At 70.4% G+C, this 17793-nt stretch carries 15 protein-coding genes and 2 pseudogenes; 9 read left to right on the top strand and 8 right to left on the bottom strand.

The window, feature by feature from the left end; translation table 11 throughout:
• The first annotated feature begins 150 nt into the window (after nucleotides 1–150).
• The 3 genes from AB0F88_RS31020 to AB0F88_RS31010 all read left to right on the top strand — a co-directional run bounded on the left by AB0F88_RS31020 (nucleotide 151) and on the right by AB0F88_RS31010 (nucleotide 2593).
• Complete coding sequence (locus tag AB0F88_RS31020; protein WP_362691991.1) at nucleotides 151–684, top strand: universal stress protein; 534 nt, start codon at nucleotides 151–153, stop codon at nucleotides 682–684.
• A gap of 324 nt (nucleotides 685–1008) precedes the next feature.
• Nucleotides 1009–1635 carry a cation transporting ATPase C-terminal domain-containing protein gene (locus tag AB0F88_RS31015; protein WP_362691988.1) on the top strand — a complete coding sequence of 209 codons (627 nt, stop codon included), beginning with the start codon at nucleotides 1009–1011 and terminating at the stop codon, nucleotides 1633–1635.
• 91 nt (nucleotides 1636–1726) lie between these two features.
• A complete protein-coding gene (locus tag AB0F88_RS31010) occupies nucleotides 1727–2593 on the top strand; it encodes a universal stress protein (protein WP_362691985.1) in 867 nt (288 codons plus the stop codon).
• 75 nt (nucleotides 2594–2668) lie between these two features.
• On the opposite strand, the gene pflA is transcribed toward AB0F88_RS31010, so the two are convergent.
• Both pflA and pflB read right to left on the bottom strand, forming a co-directional pair.
• The gene (gene pflA / locus AB0F88_RS31005; protein WP_362691982.1) at nucleotides 2669–3490 is read right to left on the bottom strand and encodes a pyruvate formate-lyase-activating protein; all 822 of its coding nucleotides are present in this window, start codon (nucleotides 3488–3490) and stop codon (nucleotides 2669–2671) included.
• An 11-nt stretch (nucleotides 3491–3501) separates the two neighbouring features.
• Nucleotides 3502–5763: a formate C-acetyltransferase gene (gene pflB / locus AB0F88_RS31000; RefSeq protein WP_362692686.1), complete on the bottom strand. Its 2262-nt coding sequence runs from the start codon at nucleotides 5761–5763 to the stop codon at nucleotides 3502–3504.
• A gap of 437 nt (nucleotides 5764–6200) precedes the next feature.
• Here pflB and AB0F88_RS30995 point away from each other — a divergent pair, with 437 nt between their 5' ends.
• The 3 genes from AB0F88_RS30995 to AB0F88_RS30985 all read left to right on the top strand — a co-directional run bounded on the left by AB0F88_RS30995 (nucleotide 6201) and on the right by AB0F88_RS30985 (nucleotide 8797).
• The gene (locus AB0F88_RS30995; RefSeq protein ID WP_362692683.1) at nucleotides 6201–6713 is read left to right on the top strand and encodes a hypothetical protein; all 513 of its coding nucleotides are present in this window, start codon (nucleotides 6201–6203) and stop codon (nucleotides 6711–6713) included.
• A gap of 217 nt (nucleotides 6714–6930) precedes the next feature.
• Nucleotides 6931–7953: a magnesium transporter CorA family protein gene (locus tag AB0F88_RS30990; RefSeq protein ID WP_362691979.1), complete on the top strand. Its 1023-nt coding sequence runs from the start codon at nucleotides 6931–6933 to the stop codon at nucleotides 7951–7953.
• A gap of 64 nt (nucleotides 7954–8017) precedes the next feature.
• Nucleotides 8018–8797, top strand: coding sequence for a CPBP family intramembrane glutamic endopeptidase (locus AB0F88_RS30985; RefSeq protein ID WP_362691976.1), 780 nt, complete (start codon nucleotides 8018–8020; stop codon nucleotides 8795–8797).
• Nucleotides 8798–9163: 366 nt separating this feature from the next.
• Here AB0F88_RS30985 and AB0F88_RS30980 read toward each other — a convergent pair.
• From AB0F88_RS30980 to AB0F88_RS30955, 6 genes and pseudogenes are all read right to left on the bottom strand, one after another.
• Nucleotides 9164–9568: pseudogene (locus AB0F88_RS30980) on the bottom strand (PEP/pyruvate-binding domain-containing protein); the annotation flags it as partial.
• Nucleotides 9569–9642: 74 nt separating this feature from the next.
• On the bottom strand, nucleotides 9643–12267 hold the full coding sequence (adhE, locus tag AB0F88_RS30975; protein WP_362691973.1) for a bifunctional acetaldehyde-CoA/alcohol dehydrogenase: 2625 nt from the start codon (nucleotides 12265–12267) through the stop codon (nucleotides 9643–9645).
• Between the two features lie 164 nt (nucleotides 12268–12431).
• Complete coding sequence (locus AB0F88_RS30970) at nucleotides 12432–13130, bottom strand: CBS domain-containing protein (protein WP_362691970.1); 699 nt, start codon at nucleotides 13128–13130, stop codon at nucleotides 12432–12434.
• Between the two features lie 60 nt (nucleotides 13131–13190).
• A complete protein-coding gene (locus AB0F88_RS30965; RefSeq protein WP_362691967.1) occupies nucleotides 13191–13619 on the bottom strand; it encodes an Hsp20/alpha crystallin family protein in 429 nt (142 codons plus the stop codon).
• A 372-nt stretch (nucleotides 13620–13991) separates the two neighbouring features.
• Nucleotides 13992–14420: a pyridoxamine 5'-phosphate oxidase family protein gene (locus tag AB0F88_RS30960; protein ID WP_362691964.1), complete on the bottom strand. Its 429-nt coding sequence runs from the start codon at nucleotides 14418–14420 to the stop codon at nucleotides 13992–13994.
• Nucleotides 14421–14492: 72 nt separating this feature from the next.
• Nucleotides 14493–15131 (bottom strand): response regulator transcription factor, encoded by a 639-nt coding sequence (locus AB0F88_RS30955; RefSeq protein WP_362691961.1) that lies wholly within the window; start codon nucleotides 15129–15131, stop codon nucleotides 14493–14495.
• Between the two features lie 289 nt (nucleotides 15132–15420).
• Here AB0F88_RS30955 and AB0F88_RS30950 point away from each other — a divergent pair, with 289 nt between their 5' ends.
• The 3 genes and pseudogenes from AB0F88_RS30950 to AB0F88_RS30940 all read left to right on the top strand — a co-directional run.
• Nucleotides 15421–16089, top strand: coding sequence for a CBS domain-containing protein (locus AB0F88_RS30950; RefSeq protein WP_362691958.1), 669 nt, complete (start codon nucleotides 15421–15423; stop codon nucleotides 16087–16089).
• Between the two features lie 239 nt (nucleotides 16090–16328).
• Nucleotides 16329–16862 carry a hypothetical protein gene (locus AB0F88_RS30945; protein ID WP_362692680.1) on the top strand — a complete coding sequence of 178 codons (534 nt, stop codon included), beginning with the start codon at nucleotides 16329–16331 and terminating at the stop codon, nucleotides 16860–16862.
• A gap of 221 nt (nucleotides 16863–17083) precedes the next feature.
• Nucleotides 17084–17793: pseudogene (locus tag AB0F88_RS30940) on the top strand (phosphoketolase); the annotation flags it as partial.

The following is a 17793-nucleotide window of genomic DNA, read 5'->3' as shown; positions in this document are numbered from 1 at the left end:
CCGTGTCCGCGGGCACGTCGCCGAGCGGGATGAACCCGACGGTGGCCGCGTTGACGTGCACGCCGCCTGGCCGGGGCAGGGGCGGCCGCGGTTGCATGAAGGCGAACCCCTTCCACCACCGGGGCCCAGGGACGGATCACGGAGGATCCCATGACAGGTCGACAGCCCCTCTCTCGCATCCTGGTCGGCTTCGACGGTTCGCCCGCCGGGCAGGCGGCGCTGAGCTGGGGTGCCCAGGAAGCCCGCCGCAGCGGCGCGGAACTGGTGGTCCTGCACGCGTGGGGCGACCTCACGCGGTGCCGGACGCCGCACATGCCCGGCCGGGCACCGACCGAGGAGGCGGATCGGAAAGCGATCGCCGAAACCGTCGTGAGCCAGGCGGTCGCGACGGTTCGCGCCGGGTATCCGGAACTCGCCGTGCGCCCCCTGCTCTGCCGCGACAGGGCCGCGCGGGCGCTGCCGCGCCATTCCGAGACGGCCGACCTCCTCGTCCTGGGAGGGCTCCGTCCGGCGGCGGGCGGCGGATACCTCGGGGCGACCCTGCGGGCCTGCCTCGCCCTGGCGGCCTGCCCCACCGTCGTCGTCACCCCCGACCAGGTCGACCGGGTGCGATACGCCGACCTGCCCGCCCCGCGTGCCGCGACCGAAGCCACGACCGCGACATCACATCCGGCACTCGCCTGACCGCAAGCCGCACGCCCACGGCGCCGACGCCGTCTTCTCCCTCTCGGGCGTGGGGGAACTCCTTTCCGCGTAAGAAAGTCCCCGCGCCAGGATGTGCCAGGAGCAGCGCACCGGCGAGCGCTCCACCCGCGCCATCCGCGCCATCCGCGCCATCCGCGCCATCCGCGTCGCGGCGACGGTCATCGGGGCCGAAGGTCCCTCGCCACGGTGGCTTTCGCCTCGGGAGCCGTTCGCCACCGCGATGATCTGCTGGACACATGAGCATCAAGGCGGACACCTCGGCAGGGCTCGGCGACGCGGAAGCCGCCCGCCTGCTGGACGAGTATGGCCAAGGTCAGACGCGGCGGTGTCACCCGGCGCGTTCCGGCCGCCGAGGTCGTACCCGGCGACGTGATCGAGGTCGCGGCCGGAGACCGGGTTCCCGCCGACGCGCGGGTGCTGGAGGTCAGTGCCCTGGGCGTTGACGAGGCCATGTTGACGGGGGAGTCGCAGTCGGCCGGCAAACAGGTCGGCGGCGCCGGCGGGCCGGGGGTTCCGCTCGGCGACCGCGACGGGGAACTGTTCTCCGGCACCCTGGTCGTCCGGGGGGCGGCGACGGCGCTGGTGGAGCGGACCGGCGCGGCGACCGAGATGGGACGCATCGCCGGTGCCCTCGAAGGGCGGCAGCCGAAGAGCCCGCTGGAGGCGGACCTGGCGCAGGCGTCGCGGCGGATCGGCCTGCTCGCGCTGGCGGCTCTCGCCACCGCGCTGCTCCAGGCGCTCGTGACCCTTGTCCCGCCTCTCGGCGCCCCGCTGGCCCTGGTGCCGTTGCCCGCGACCGGGTGGGCGCTGGCCCTGGGCATCGCCGTGCTCACCCCTCTGCTCTGCGACCTGATCCGGTGGCCGGCCACGAGCGGGGCGGGCGTCCGCCCCGGGGGCGATCACCAGAGGTCAGGATCCCGGACAGGGTGACGGAGGTCCCTGGGGCAAAGGACCTTTACCGCTGGTCCCGGCCGGTTGCCCGCCGGTGTGATGGTGGCATGGGCGCCATGAGGAGGATGTCATGATCGTAGTGGGAGTCGACGGTTCGCAGGCCGCGCTCGCGGCCGTGGGCTGGGCGGCACGAGAGGCCGCGGCCCGAAGCGGTGCGCTGAGCATCGTGCACGCCATGCCCGCCTGGCCCCTGGCGGTCTCCGAGGAGGACCGCTACGCCGAGGTGGGCCGCTGGATGCGCGAGGGGGCCGCGTCCATGCTGGACGCGGCGCTGGAGCGGGCCCGCCAGGAAGATCCCCGCGTCGCGGCGCAGGTGCGGCTGCTGGGCGGTGACCCGCGCGCCATCTTGATCGAGGCCGCCGCGGACGCGGAACTCCTGGTGGTCGGCAACCACGGACTGGGCGGTTTCACGGGAATGCTGCTCGGTTCGGTCGCGCTGGGGGTCGCCGGGCGGGCCGCCTGCCCGGTGGCCGTCATCCGAGAGCCGGCCACCCCGCCCGCCGGGGAGGTGGTCGTCGGCGTCGACGGTTCGGCGGCGGGTGCGGACACCTTGGGATTCGCCTTCGCCGAGGCGTCCCTGCGCGGCGCCGCCCTGCGGGCGGTGCACGCCTGGAGCCACCCGATCTCCGGTGGCGGCCCCTTCGCCCTGCAGGCCGCGGAGGAGACGGCCGAGGCCGAACGGCGCCTGCTGGCCGAGGCCCTGGCCGGTTGGAGCGAGCGCTACCCCGACGTCAAGGTCACCGAGCAGCTCGAACACGGTCACCCGGCACGCGTCCTGGCCGAGGCATCGGCTCATGCCGGCCTGCTGGTCGTCGGCTCACGCGGCCGTGGTGAGCTGACGGGGCTGTTGCTGGGATCGGTGAGCCATTCGCTGCTGCACCACGCCACCTGTCCCCTGGTCGTGACCCCCGCCCCGGCCGCTCCCGGCCCTTCCTGACCGGCGCCGTCCGGGCGGCGGGCGGCCCAGCACGGAACTCCCCGGGCGCGAACCGCCCGGGGAGTTGCGTGCCGGTCAGATGCTGGTGAGGCCGTATGCCCGGAACTGGGCGTGAACCCGATCCAGCAGCGCCTGGCCGGGCGGAAGCACACCCGGCAGGGGGAAGGCCAGACCGAGGCGCCGGTACTTCTCGGCGGCCATGCGGTGGTAGGGCAGGACGTCGACGCGGTCGACGTTGTCCAGGCCGGCCACGAAGCGGGCGACGCCCTCGACGTTGTCCGGGGCGTCGGTGAGGCCGGGGACCAGCACGAACCGGATCCAGGCCGGACGGCCCAGCTCGGCCAGGCGGCGGGCGAAACGCAGGGTCGGCTCCAGCGAACCGCCGGTCAGCCGCCGGTAGCCGACCGGGTCGGAGGACTTGATGTCGAGCAGCACCAGGTCGGTGTCGGCGAGCAGCGCGTCGGTGGCGCGCTCGCCGAGGAAGCCCGAGGTGTCCAGGGCGGTGTGCAGGCCGCTCTGGTGGCAGCGGCGCAGCACCTCGGCGGTGAAGCCGGGCTGCAGCAGCGGCTCGCCGCCGCTGACGGTCACCCCGCCGCCGGCCACGGTGACGAACCGGCGGTATTTGTCCACCTCGGCCATGACCTCGTCGACGGTGACGCGGCGGCCGTCGCGCATCCGCCAGGTCTCGGGGTTCTGGCAGTACAGGCAGCGCAGCGGGCAACCGGCGGTGAACACCGTGAACCTGGTGCCGGGGCCGTCGACGCCGATGGACAGGTCCCAGGAACTGACGACGCCGGTGCCCGGCGGCGCGGGCGGCGGGCGGAGCTCGGCCTCGCCCTGCCGCATCACCGTTTCGCGGTCGCCGGTCACCTGCTCGCAGCGCGCGGCCGGGTTCATCGCTGCCTCCGTCACAGCGATCCGTGGAAGGTGCGGTCCACGACGTCTTGTTGCTGCTCACGGGTGAGGCGGACGAAGTTGACCGCGTACCCCGAGACCCGGATGGTCAGCTGCGGGTATTTCTCCGGGTGCTCCATCGCCTCCAGCAGCACGGCCCGGGTGAGGACGTTGACGTTCATGTGGAAGCCACCGGCGTCGACGTAGCCGTCGAGCACCCCGACCAGGTTGTCCACCCGTTCCCGGTCGGTGCGGCCGAGCCCTTCGGGGGTGACGGTATTGGTGAGCGAGATGCCGTCCTGGGCCTGGTCGTAGGGCAGCTTGGCGACCGACAGCGCGGAGGCGACCAGGCCGTGCCTGTCGCGGCCGTTCATCGGGTTGGCGCCGGGCGCGAACGGCTCACCGGCGCGACGCCCGTCGGGGGTGTTGCCGGTGTGCTTGCCGTACACCACGTTGGAGGTGATGGTCAGCACCGACTGGGTGTGTTCGGCGCCCCGGTAGGCGGGGTGGCGGCGGACCTTGGCCATGAACGAGCGCACCAGGTCCACGGCGATGTCGTCGGCGCGGTCGTCGTTGTTGCCGTAGGCCGGGAAGTCGCCCTCGATCTCGTAGTCGACCGCGAGCCCGCTCTCGTCGCGGATCACCCGCACCCGGGCGTGTTTGATCGCCGACAGACTGTCGGCCGCCACCGACAGGCCGGCGATGCCGCAGGCCAGGGTGCGCTTGACCGGGTGGTCGTGCAGCGCCATCTCGATGCGCTCGTAGGAGTACTTGTCGTGCATGTAGTGGATGATGTTCAGCGCCTCGACGTAGGTGCGGGCCAGCCAGTCCATCATCACCTCGAACGCCGCGACGACCCGGTCGTAGTCGAGATACTCGCCGGTCAGCGGTGCCACGGCGGGGCCGACCTGCTTGCCGGTCATCTCGTCGCGGCCCCCGTTGATCGCGTACAGCAGGGTCTTGGCCAGGTTGACCCGGGCGCCGAAGAACTGCATCCGCCTGCCCACCGCAGCCGCGGAGACGCAGCACGCGATGGCGGTGTCGTCGCCGTGGACGGGCCGCATCAGGTCGTCGGACTCGTACTGGATGGAGCTGGTCTCGATCGACAGGCGGGCGCAGAACCGCTTGAACGGCTCGGGCAGCCGCGGCGACCAGAACACGGTCAGGTTCGGTTCCGGCGCGGGACCGAGGTTGCGCAGCGTCTGCAGGTAGCGGTAGCTGGTGCGGGTCACCAGGGTCCGGCCGTCGGTGCCCATGCCGCCGATCGACTCGGTCACCCAGGTGGGGTCTCCGGAGAACAGCTGGTCGTACTCGGGGGTGCGCAGGAACCGGACGATCCGTAGCTTGATCACGAAGTCGTCGACGAGTTCCTGGGCCTCCCGCTCGGTGATCCGTCCCTCGTCGAGGTCGCGCTGCAGGTAGACGTCGAGGAAGGTGGAGGTGCGGCCCAGCGACATGGCCGCGCCGTTCTGCTCCTTCACCGCGGCCAGATAGGCGAAGTACAACCACTGGACCGCCTCGCGCGCGGTGGCCGCGGGCCGGGAGACATCGTGACCGTAGGAGGCCGCCATCTGGCGCAGCTCCTCCAGCGCGCGCAGCTGCTCGGCCAGCTCCTCCCGGTCGCGGATCACCGCCTCGGCGGCGAAGGCGCCGTCCAGGCCGCGTAGCTCCGCCTCCTTGAAGGAGACGAGGCGGGAGACGCCGTACAGGGCGACCCGCCGGTAGTCGCCGATGATGCGGCCCCGGCCGTAGGAGTCGGGCAGCCCGGTGATGACACCGGAGCGGCGGGCCGCGCGGATCTCGGGGGTGTAGGCGTCGAAAACGCCGTCGTTGTGGGTCTTGCGATACTTGCTGAAGATCTCCCGCACCCGCGGGTCGAGCGTGTGGCCGTATGCGGCCAGGCCGTTGTCCACCATCCGCAGCCCGCCGGCGGGCATGATGGCCCGCTTCAGTGGCGCGTCGGTCTGCAGGCCCACGATCAGCTCACGGGCGCGATCGATGTAGCCGGGCCGGTGCGCCGTGATCGAGGACGGAGTCGAGGCGTCGACGTCGTAGACGCCGCGCCGGCGCTCCTCGGGAAGCATCGCGGTGATCTTCCCCCACACCGCGAGGGTGCGGTCCGTCGGCCCCGCCAGGAACGACTCGTCCCCCTCGTAGGGGGTGTAGTTGGCCTGTACGAAGTCGCGGACGTCCGCGTGCGCGCGCCACGCCTCGCCACGGAAACCGCGCCAGGGCGCCGAGGTCGCCTCTCGCCGTCCGGCCGAAACGCTCGTCATGGCCTTCGTGCTCGTCGTGCTCGTCATCGGAGAACTCCCTCGTCTCTCGTCCACGTTTCCACTGTTGTCCTCGGGGCGGCCCGTCTCATCGGCCGGAGGTCACCGGCGGGCGGGACCAACGTCCTCGGTCGACGCGGGGAGGGGCTCGGCGACCTCGCCGACGGTGACGTACGGCGGTGCGGGTCTCCCCGGAGCGCCGGGTGCGCCGGAACCGTTTCCGCCGTCTCGTTTCCGTCGCGTGCCGCATGACAGGGCCGAAGGTCCCATGGGGCAGGGACGTTCGAGGCCGCGACGCGGTTCGTAGGGCACTGTGGCCGGGCGTCGGGAAACGGTGTGATGAGGGTGTTCGCAAAGACCGCGGAACACTGCGGAACCACATGGAAAGGGGAGCTGTCATGGCCGCCACTCACGGACACGACGTTCACACCGGGCCGGTCATGAACGCCGTCCCCACACCGGCCGTCAGGCGTCCGGCCGACTACGTCTGGGCGGTCGCCCGGATCGGCCTGGGCTGGATCTTCCTGTGGGCGTTCCTGGACAAGACCTTCGGCTGGGGGTTCGCCACCCCGGCCGAGCGTGCCTGGCTCAACGGCGGCAGCCCCACCACCGGCTTCCTCAAGGGCACCGGCGACAACGCCCTGGGCGGAGTGTTCACCGCCCTGGCCGGACAGGGATGGGTCGACTGGCTGTTCATGCTCGGCCTGCTCGGCATCGGCGCCGCCCTCCTGCTGGGTGCGGGCCTGCGCATCGCCGCCGTCGCCGGCGGCCTGATGATGGTCCTGATGTGGGCCGCCGAACTGCCCCTGCAGACCAACCCCTTCCTCGACGACCACCTCATCTACGCCGTCGTCCTGGCCGGCCTCGCCCTGACCGGCGCCGGCACCACCTGGGGCATCGGCACCTGGTGGGCCAACACCCCCCTGGTGCGCCAACACCCCACCCTCCGATAAACGTCCCCGGACCGCACAAGGCTCGCCCCCCGTACGGGGGGCGAGCCTTGTGCGCGGGTGCAGGCAGGGGGCGTTCGGCCCCGCGCGGCAATCGGGTGTCCTCATCGGCCACCGTCATGGGGCGGGGGCGGACTTTCGGCGTGAGCACCTGTGACGTTCGGCCCTGCCCCGTGACGCAGCCGGAGGGAACCCTTCTGGTAGCGGAAGGGAAGGTGCCATGAATCTGACGCTGAGCGATGCCGCTGGGAAAAAGCCGGCAGGGACGGTCGGGCCGCGCACGCGGCTCTACCGTGACGGCGTCCTGGAGGCTGAGGGTCTGTCCGTGGCGGAGGTCTCGGCTCACGTCGGCGATCCGTCCTATGTGATCTGGTTCGACCTGTGCGCGCCCGATGCCGCCGCCCTCGCCGCCCTCGCCGGAGAACTCGATCTGCACGAGTTGGCCGTGGAAGACGTCCTGCAGGATCACCAGCGCTCCAAGCTGGACATCTACGACAGCCACCTGTTCCTGACCGTCTACGGGGCCTGGTTCGACACGGCGACCGGACAGCTCGGCACCACCGAGGTGAACGTTTTCGTCACCCGCAACGCCCTTGTCACCGTCCGCGAGAACGACCTGTTCGACGTCGACGAGGTGGTCAGACGGTGGGACTCCAAACCCGACCTGGCCAGGCACGGAGTCGTCTTCCTCCTGCACGGGCTGCTCGATGTCGTCGTGGACGGCCACTTCCAGATAGTCCAGAATCTCGACGACCGGGTCGAGGCGCTGGAGGACCGGCTCTTCGCCGACTCACTGGCGGGCCGCGACCTGCAGCGCCGTACCTTCGACCTGCGAAGAGGCCTGGTGCGTTTCCGCCGGATCGTGCTGCCGCTTCGCGAGGTGGTCAACAGCCTGCTCCGTCACGACCTGTTCGTCGCCGAAGCGGCGATGGCCCCCTACTTCCGGGACGTCTACGACCACGTCATGCGCGTCACCGAGTGGACCGAATCGCTGCGCGAGCTGGTGAGTGACATCCGTGAAGCCCAGCTGAGCATGCAGGGCTACCACCTCAACGACATCATGAAGAAGGTCACGAGCTGGGCGGCCATCATCGCCGTCCCCACCATGATCACCGGCTTCTATGGGCAGAACCTGCCTTTCCCTGGTTTTGGGCAGCTTTCCGGCGTCTGGACCTCCGTGATCGTCATCGCCGTGACGTCGGCCCTGCTCTTCCACGTCTTTCGCAGTCGCGGGTGGATCTGACCGACGGCCCGTCCTCCCCGGGGTGGTCCCTTTCGGCGAGGACGAAGGAAGGAGCCACAGCATCGTGCGTGGGCCCGCCGCCAGATCACCGCTGACCTTCATCGCGTTGACATTCGGGATATCCATCGGCTTCTGGCTGATCGGTGCCGCGACCGACCGCCTCTCCGTCGAGCTTCCGGGCCGTTTACCCATCAGCTCCCTCATGGCTTCTGCCCCATTGCTGGCAGCGGTGGTCCTGATCGGCAAGGAGAACGACCCCGGCGGAGTGAAGCGACTCCTGCGCAGGGCCTTCGACCACAAGAACATCACCCACAAGGTCTGGTACGCGCCGGCCGTCCTGCTGATGCCCGCCATCATGCTGGTGTCGTACGGGGTGATGCGGCTTCTGGGCCAGCCTCTGCCCGAGCTGGAGATCTCACTGGCGGCGATACCCGCTGTGTTCGTCTTCTTCCTGGTGGGAGCCGTATGCGAGGAGCTGGGCTGGATGGGCTACGCGGCCGATCCGCTGCGGGAGCGCTGGAGTGTGGTGGGTACCGGTCTCGCGCTGGGGACGGTCTGGGGGGTCTGGCACATCATCCCGTACGCGCAGGCAGGTCATCCCCCTGCGTGGATAGTGTGGCAGTGCGTTTACACGATCGCCTTACGCGTCATTGTCGTCTGGCTGTATCACAACACGGGCAGAAGTGTGTTCGCCGCGATTCTCTGCCACACCTCGTCCAACGTCGGCTGGTTCCTGTTTCCCAACTCCGGCTCACATTACGATCCGGCCGTGACAGGAACGATCGCTGCGCTCGCCGTCGTATGCGCCGTTCGCTGTGGGCGGTTGGCCGTCCGGCCACCGTGAACGCTTCAGCTTCACGCCGTGGGCGCGGCACCATTCCCGGACGGAGAGGATGTCAGCCAGGTCGCGGCACAGCCGGTACAGCTCCGACACGGTCAGCCGGTCGCCGGGCCGCTTACCCGGCCGGCTCGCGGAAGCCGGCGCGCTCGAGCGCGGGGATCTTCGAGGAGATCTCCGGGTCGGCGAACAGCCGCACCCCGTCCGTGCCGTCGCCGATTCCGGCCTCGGCGAGCCCGCCTCGCCATCGTGCTCACCCCGGCCTGGTCCTGTGTCCGCTACGGCCAGACCTCGACCGTCGAAGGGCTGCTGTACGGGATCAAACCGGTGGTGGTGGCCATCGTGGTCTGGGCCCCGATCGGATTGCTCAAGGATGAGCCGCCGGTAGCAGTCCCAGGCGAAGCGCTCTCCGCCGTGGGCGGCCAGCCCGGTGACGGTCGCGTCGGTGAGGCCGATGTCCAGGACGGTCTCCATCATGCCGGGCATGGAGAAGCGGCCGCCGGAGCGGACCGACAGCAGCAGCGGGTCGCCGGGGTCGCCGAACCCGCGGTTCATGGTCTTCTCGATCCGCCGCAGGTGGGTGGCCATCTCCTCCTCCAGCCCCGCCGGAGCCACGCCTTCCGCCAGATAGGAGCGGCAGGCCTCGGTGGTGACGGTGAAGCCCGGCGGGACGGGCAGGCCCAGCCGGGTCATCTCGGCCAGGTTGGCGCCCTTGCCGCCGAGCAGGTCCTTCATGTCCTTGTCGCCGTCGGCGAAGTCGTACACGTAGGTGCGCATCGCGCGCCGCCTCCTTCGGTTCGTGTGGTGCGAGAAGGCGGCCGAAGCGGCGGCTCCGGCCGCCGGGTCCGGGGTCAGCGCCTCCCGTAGTAGGCGGCACGCATGAGGTCGCGCATGTCGTCGAGCATCGGCATCCGGGGGTTGGCCGGGGCGCACTGGTCCTCGTAGGCGTTACGGGCCTGCTCGGGCAGCGCGGCCAGGAAGGCCCCCTCCTCGACGCCGAGGTCACCGAAGGACGACGGGATGCCCACGACCTCCCGGAGCCGCTCCACCGCGACGGCCAGGGACTCCACGCCCTCGGCCGGGGTGGCGGCGGGCAGGCCCAGCGCCTGGGCGATCTCCTGGAAGCGCTCGGGGGCGCGGTAGTGCTCGTACTTCGGCCAGCCCGACAGCTTGGCGGGAACCGTCCCGTTGTAGCGGATCACGTGGGGGAGCAGGAGCGCGTTGGTCCGGCCATGTGCCACGTGGAAGGTCGCCCCCAGCGTGTGCGACATGGCGTGCACGATGCCGAGGAAGGCGTTGCCGAAGGCCATCCCGGCGATGGTGCCGGCGTTGTGCATCCGCTCACGGGCGGCCGGGTCGGCGGCGCCGCGGCTCACCGCGCGCTCCAGGTTGGCGAAGACCAGTTTGATCGCGTGCAGCGCCAGGCCGTCGGTGAAGTCGCTGGCATACACCGACACGTACGCCTCGATGGCGTGGGTGAGGGCGTCGAAGCCGCTGTCGGCGGTGACCACGGCCGGCAGGTCCGCGGCCAGGACGGGGTCGACGATGGCGACGCTGGGGGTGAGCGCGTAGTCGGCCAGCGGATACTTCTTGCCGGTGGCGGTGTCGGTGATCACCGCGAAGGGGGTGACCTCGGCACCGGTGCCCGACGTCGTCGGCACGCACACCAGCCGCGCCAGCTCGCCCAGCGTCGGGAACGTGAAGGCGCGCTTGCGGATGTCGAAGAACTTCTGCCGCATGTCGTCGAAGACGACCTCGGGGTGCTCGTAGCGCAGCCACATCACCTTGGCCGCGTCCATCGCCGACCCGCCGCCCAGCGCGATGATGGTGTCGGGCCGGAACGCGCGCATCAGCTCGGCGCCCCGGTCGACGGTGGCGACACTCGGCTCCGGCTCCACGTCGTCGATGATCTGCAGCGCCACCCGCTCCGGACGCCGGCCCAGCACGGTGAGAACGCGGTCGACGTATCCCAGGCGGGTCATCGTCGGGTCGGTCACGATGCTCACCCGGTGCACGCCGGGCATGTCGGCCAGATAGCGGATCGCGTGCGGCTCGAAGTAGACCTTCGCCGGGACCTTGAACCACTGCAGGTTGTTGGTGCGCCGGCCGATCCGCTTGATGTTGAGCAGGTCGACCGCCGAGACGTTGTGGGAGACCGAGTTGCGGCCGTAGCTGCCGCAGCCCAGGGTCAGCGACGGGATGAACGCGTTGTACATGTCGCCGATGCCGCCTTGTGAGGACGGCGCGTTCCAGATGATCCGCACCGCCTTGACCCGCATGCCGAACTCCTCGGCCAGGTCCTCGTCGCGGGTGTGGATCGCGGCACTGTGTCCCAGCCCGCCGAACTCCACCATCCGCTCGGCCGTCACGATCGCCTCCTCGCGGCTGCCGGCCCGCAGCACCGCCAGTACCGGGCACAGCTTCTCCCTGGTCAGCGGCTCGGCGGGGCCGACCTCGGCGACCTCGACAAGGATGATCGAGGTGCCGTCGGGCACCGTGAACCCGGCCTGCTCGGCGATCCAGCTCGCCGGCCGGCCCACGGCGTCGGCGTTGATCCTCGCCTGCGCGCACGACTCGCCGCCGGCCGCAGCGCCGAACAGGAACGCCTCCAGCTTGCGCTTCTCCTCGGCGTCGGCCAGGTGCGCGTGCAGGACGGCGAACTCGGCGAGCGCGTCCTCGTACACCGCGTCATCGATGATCACAGCCTGCTCCGAGGCGCAGATCATGCCGTTGTCGAAGGACTTGGACAGCACGATGTCGTTGACCGCGCGGCGCAGGTCCGCGGTGGCCTCCACGTACGCGGGCACGTTGCCGGCGCCCACCCCGAGAGCGGGTTTGCCGGCCGAGTACGCCGCCCGCACCATGCCGTTGCCGCCGGTGGCCAGGATCGTCGACACGCCGTCGTGACGCATCAGCGCGGTCGTCGCCGCCAGAGACGGCCGTTCGATCCACTGCACGCAGTGCTCGGGCGCACCGGCCGCGACCGCGGCGTCCCGCACGATCCTGGCCGCGGCTGCGCTGCACTCGTGGGCGGCGGGGTGGAAGGCGAACACGATCGGGTTGCGCGTCTTCAGCGCGATCAGCGCCTTGAAGATCGTGGTGGAGGTCGGGTTGGTGACCGGGGTGATCCCGCAGACGACGCCCACGGGTTCGGCGATCTCCACCAGCCCGCTGATGTCGTCGCGCGAGACGACGCCGACGGTCTTGAGGCTCGCCATGCTGTTGGTCACGTGCTCGCAAGCGAAGATGTTCTTGACCGCCTTGTCCTCGAACACGCCACGCCCGGTCTCGGTGACGGCCCGCTCGGCCAGCTCCGCGTGCTCGTCCAGCGCGGCCACGGACGCCTTCTTGACGATGTGGTCGATCTGCTCCTGATCGAAGGCGCCGTAGTCGTCCAGTGCCTTCAGCGCGTTCCCCACCAGGGTGTCGATCATCTCGGTGACGGCGGGCGGGACATGTGCGACCTGGTCGGCCATGCGGATCACCTCGGGTGTCTTGCTCTTATGGTCATCTTCAGAATCCCGGTCACGCGCCCGGCGTGCCGGAGCCGAAAGGCACCTTCGTCCGGGACGTTGGTCTCCGGAACCGTGGCCCGATACCGGCCCTCCCGGAGACGACGAAGAGGTGGGGCCCGGCCGGTTCAGCCTCCGTTCCAGGTGCTGTCGTCCTCCTTCCAGCGCACCTCGTTCACCACGTCGACGACGCCGTTGACGCGGCCGGTCATCCGGCCCGCTATGTCGGCCTCGCTGCGACGTTCCATGGCGCCGCCCAGGGTGACGACGCCGTGGTCGACCTGGACGTTGACCTGCTCGGTGTCCACCCACAGGCAGCGGCCGAGGACCTCCTGGCGGACCTCGTCGGCGATGTCGGAGTCGGGCCGGACGAAAACCCTGATCAGGTCGCGGCGGCTGACGATACCCACCAGGCGGCCGTCCAGGTCGACGACCGGGAGCCGCTTGACCCCGTGTTCCTCCATGAGCCTGGCGGCACCGACCGTCGACGTCTCCTTGGCGACGGTGATCGCGGGGGAGGTCATCAGCTCGGCGGCGACATCGCCCCGCGCCCTGGCCTTCAGGTCGCGGCCTTCGGAGCTCAGCCGGTGCCGCAGCCGGGCGCGCAGCGGCGGCTGGTAGCCCTCACGGTAGTACTGCTCCCGGAACTCCTCCTTGGCGAGCAGGTCGGCCTCGGAGACGACGCCGATGACACGGCCCTCCCCGTCCACGACGGGGACCGCGCTCACCGCGTGCTCGATGAGGGTCTCGGCGATGTCCTTGAACGGCGTGTCGGCGGTGACCAGCGCCACGTTCCTGGTCATGACGTTCTCTACCTTGGTGCGCATGACATGTTCTCCACCTGTGATGGTGCGGGCCCGCTCGCCCGAACGGGCCCGCCGGATGTGTTACCTGGTGGTGCGGACCTTGCCGACGGGGATGCGGACGCCCGCGCCCTTGCTGTCGTCGAGCTTCACACTGATCTCCAGAAGGCCCTTGTCGTAGACCGCCTTGACGTCCTTGGGGTCGGCGCCCGCGGGCAGGACGATGGAGCGGGTGAGCGCGCCGTAGCGGAACTCGGTGCGGTGGGTGTCCTTCTCCTCGTGGTGCCGTTCGGCGTGGACGGCCAGGACACCGTCGGTGAGGGTGATCTCGAGGTCCTTGTCAGGGTCGATACCGGGGAGTTCGGCCAGCAGAACGTACCTGCCGTCCTTGACGTAGTCCTCGAACCGGATCGCAGGGCCGATCACCGGGCGCAGCCCCGCCAGCGGTCCTTCGAGCCAGTCGAAGATCTCCGGAAACAGTCCTCTCGGCTCCCTGCGGGTGAGTGTGGTCATCTGCCCACCTCCGTGGTCTCCTTGTGCTTCTCATCTCCATCCCATGCCTGGTGGGTGGCCGGATGTAGGGCCGGAGGTCCCCGCGCGGCCGCCATTGGTCGCCGCCGCCGAAGGTGCTCCCGAGGCGGGGCGGACCACGGCGACCCGCCCTGCTCGTCGTCGGCCTCGCCGATCCGGATCAAAGGCATCCGGCCAGGGCGCCCGGGGGCGGGCATCACGTCGGAGGCGGCGGCCGAGAAGGTTTCAGCCGGGCGGTTCCGCCCGGTCACGAGCCAGGACGGTGAACGGTCGCGGGCGCCGGGACCGGCGAAACGCAAGGGCCCCGCGGAATGCCCGGGCGACTTCAGGAGTGGGGGCAGTCCTGGGCGGGTGTCAGATGTCCCGCTCGTCGTGTCCGGATGCGAGGCGGCGGCCGGTGATCTGCTCGGCGCGTACCACGATGTAGTGGTCGAGGTCGCCCGGCGCCCAGGTGCGCAGGGGCAGCGCGGACAGGCGTTCGATCTCGCCGGGTTCGCGTACGGCGCGCGCGGGTCCGACGGCGGTGACCGACCAGCCGGTGCGGGCGGCGTGGTCGAACTCGTCGGCCTCGAAGGCGACGATCGCGTCGCTGGCCGCGGCGGCGAGCTTGGAGCCGACGCCGGTGCGGATCACGATGTTCTCGCCGTCGAGCACGAAGTTGACCGGCTGCACGGCGGGCAGGGCCCGGTCGGTGAACACGATGCGCCCGATCGAGGCCGACGCCAGGAGCGCGACGCACTCCTGGCGCGAGAGGATCTGCAGACCTGCCGAGTCGAGCTTCATACCCTCCAGGCTGCCCGCTCGCCCTTCGGGGACGTCAGGGACGAAAGTCCCCTCCTTCGCCGCCGATCTGCCCTACCGACGATCTGCCCTCAGGCGGGCGGCCATGGCCGCGACCTGGGTGCGCCGCTGCATGTCGAGCTTGCTCAACAGGTTGGAGACGTAGTTCTTGACCGTCTTCTCGGCCAGGAACATCCGCTCGCCGATCTGCCGGTTGGTCAGGCCCTCACCGATCAGCTCCAGGATCTGCCGCTCCTGATCCGACAGGGCGGCCAGCGGATCCTTTTTCGCCGCCTGGTCGCGCAGGCGCGCCAGCATCGAGGCCGTGGTCTGCGGATCCAGCAGCGACTGCCCGGCGGCGACCGTGCGGACCGCTCCCACCAGGTCCGAGCCGTGGATCTGCTTGAGCACATACCCCGAGGCCCCGGCCATGACCGCGTCGAACAACGCGTCGTCGTCGGCGTAGGAGGTCAGCATCAGGCACGCCAGGCCGGGCAGCTGGGAGCGGACCTCGCGGCACACGTCGACTCCGTTGCCGTCGGGCAGGCGGACGTCGAGCACGGCGACGTCGGGCTTGAGGGCGGGGATGCGAGCGATGGCCGACTCGGCGGTGCCGGCCTCGCCGATCACCTCGATGTCGTCCTCGGAGCCGAGCAGCGCGGCGACACCGCGCCGGACCACCTCGTGGTCGTCCACCAGGAAAACGCGAATCATGCTCCGCACGTTAGTCCCCCTTCGGCGGATGCCGGTAGGGACCAAGGACCCCGCGTGTCACGCCCGCGGTCGCCGGGACCCGGCGCGACGGTGAGGACCGAAAGACCCTGCTCTGATGCGCTGAGGTCGGGACCTGTGGCCCTGGGGCGGACCGCCCGGCGGGAGTTCGATGGGAGAGCAGGAGAGGACGTCCCGCACCACGCGCACCGCGGGGTGGCGATCGTCCGCCCCCGGCGACGCCCGAATCACGGGAACGCTCGAACGACTCGCAGAAACCGAGGAGAAGAAGATGCCGACCACCGTGAACGACGTGATGGGCCGCACCGCGATCGCGGTGCCGCAGGACGCCGGCTTCGCCGACATCGTGGCCGTGATGAGGCGCTTCGCCGTGGGCGCGGTGACGGTCATCGACGCCGACCGCCGCCCGGTAGGAGTGGTCTCCCAGGACGACCTGCTGCTCAAGGAGAGCGACGTGGTGCGCCACAGCATCTCGATCTTCGAAAGCTCCGGCCGCCGCCGCGAGCACGAGAAGGCCGCGGCGGTCGTGGCCAAGGACTTGATGACCTCGCCCGCGATCACCGCCACCCCGGGCATGCCCGCCCGGGACGCGGCGCGGCTCATGCACGACAAGAGGATCCAGCAGCTCCCGGTGATCGACCCGCTCACCGGCCGCCTCGCCGGCGTCCTGCACCGCGCGGACCTGCTGCGCGTCTTCGACCGTCCCGAGGCCGAGCTGCGCGCCGAGGCCGAAGCCGTCGCCCGCGACCTGACCGCCACCGGGTCCGAGGTGAGCATCGGCGTCGAGAACGGCGTGGTGACGCTCGACGGCGAGGTCGAACGCCGCTCGCAGTCCGTTCAGCTCGTCCAGGCGATCCGCCGGCTCGAAGGCGTCATCGACGTCGTCTCGCGGCTCGAGCACGGCGACGACGACCTGCTCGTCCTCCCGCCGCTGCTGTAGACCGCCGCTGTGCAAGGGACGTGCGCCGACGCGAAAAGGCCGAAAGTCCTGCGGGCGCGGTTCTTACGGCACTGTGGCCGGGCTTCGGGAAGCGGTGTGATGAAGGTGTTCGCAAAGACCGCCGAACACCACGGAACTACACGGAAAGGGGAGCCGTCATGGCCACCACCCACGGACACGACGTTCACACCAAGCCGGTCACGGGCGCCGTCCCCGCACAGACCGTTCCCGCACACGCCATGCCCACACCGGCCGTCACGACTCAGGCCGTCGAGCGCCAAGCCGTCAGGCGTCCGGTCGACTATGTCTGGGCGGTCGCCCGGATCGGTCTGGGCTGGATCTTCCTGTGGGCGTTCCTGGACAAGACCTTCGGCTGGGGGTTCGCCACTCCCGCTGAGCGTGCCTGGCTCAACGGTGGCAGCCCCACCACCGGCTTCCTCAAGGGCACCGGCGACAACGCCCTGGGCGGGGTGTTCACCGCCCTGGCCGGACAGGGATGGGTCGACTGGCTGTTCATGCTCGGCCTGCTCGGCATCGGCGCCGCCCTCCTGCTGGGTGCGGGCCTGCGCATCGCCGCCGTCGCCGGCGGCCTGATGATGGTCCTGATGTGGGCCGCCGAACTGCCCCTGCAGACCAACCCCTTCCTCGACGACCACCTCATCTACGCCATCGTCCTGGCAGGCCTCGCCCTGACCGGCGCCGGCACCACCTGGGGCATCGGCACCTGGTGGGCCACCACCCCCCTGGTCCGCCGCCACCCCGTCCTCCGATAACCGCCCTCACCCACAGACGAAAGACCCGCTCCCCCCGCACGGGAGTGGGTCTTTCCACGTCCCGAACACGGAATCTCCCGGCGTCCCACCCGACACCGCACCATCGCGCGGTCGTTGACGAGGAGGACGCGGGACAGCTCCCGGCGCCGGCTCCCGTTCGGCCCGACAGGTGAGGACCTAGGTCCCTTTGCGATCAACCGATTACCGAGAAGGCTGAGAGCATGAACAAACTCCAGAAGATCGACGCCTACTGGCGCGCGGCCAACTATCTGTCGGTCGGTCAGATCTACCTGCTGGACAACCCGTTGCTGGCCGAGCCGTTGCGGGCCGAGCACATCAAGCCCCGGTTGCTGGGGCACTGGGGGACCACGCCGGGGCTGAACTTCTGTTTCGCCCACCTGAACCGGGTCATCGCCGAACGCGACCAGGACATGATCTATATCGCCGGTCCGGGGCACGGCGGGCCGGCGGCGGTGGCGCATGCCTGGCTGGAGGGTTCCTATACCGAGAAGTATCCGGATGTCACGCGGGATGGGGAGGGGATGCGGCGGTTGTTTCGGCAGTTCTCCTTTCCCGGGGGCATTCCCTCTCATGTGGCGCCCGAGACGCCGGGCTCGATCCACGAGGGTGGTGAGCTGGGGTATTCGCTGGCGCATGCGTACGGGGCGGCGTTCGACAACCCGGACCTGGTGGTGGCCTGCGTCATCGGCGACGGGGAGGCCGAGACCGGGCCGCTGGCGGCCGGCTGGCACAGCAACAAGTTCCTCGACCCGGGCCGTGATGGTGCGGTGCTGCCGATCCTGCACCTGAACGGCTACAAGATCGCCAACCCGACCGTGCTGGCCCGCATCCCCGAGGCCGAGCTGGTCAAGCTCATGGAGGGCTACGGATACCGGCCGCACCTGGTGTCCGGGGACGATCCCGAGGCCAT

The organism is Streptosporangium sp. NPDC023963, assembly GCF_040639135.1.
Lineage (GTDB): Bacteria > Actinomycetota > Actinomycetes > Streptosporangiales > Streptosporangiaceae > Streptosporangium.
Note: the sequence above shows the minus strand (reverse complement) of the source record. Positions and strands in the feature narration are given on the sequence as shown.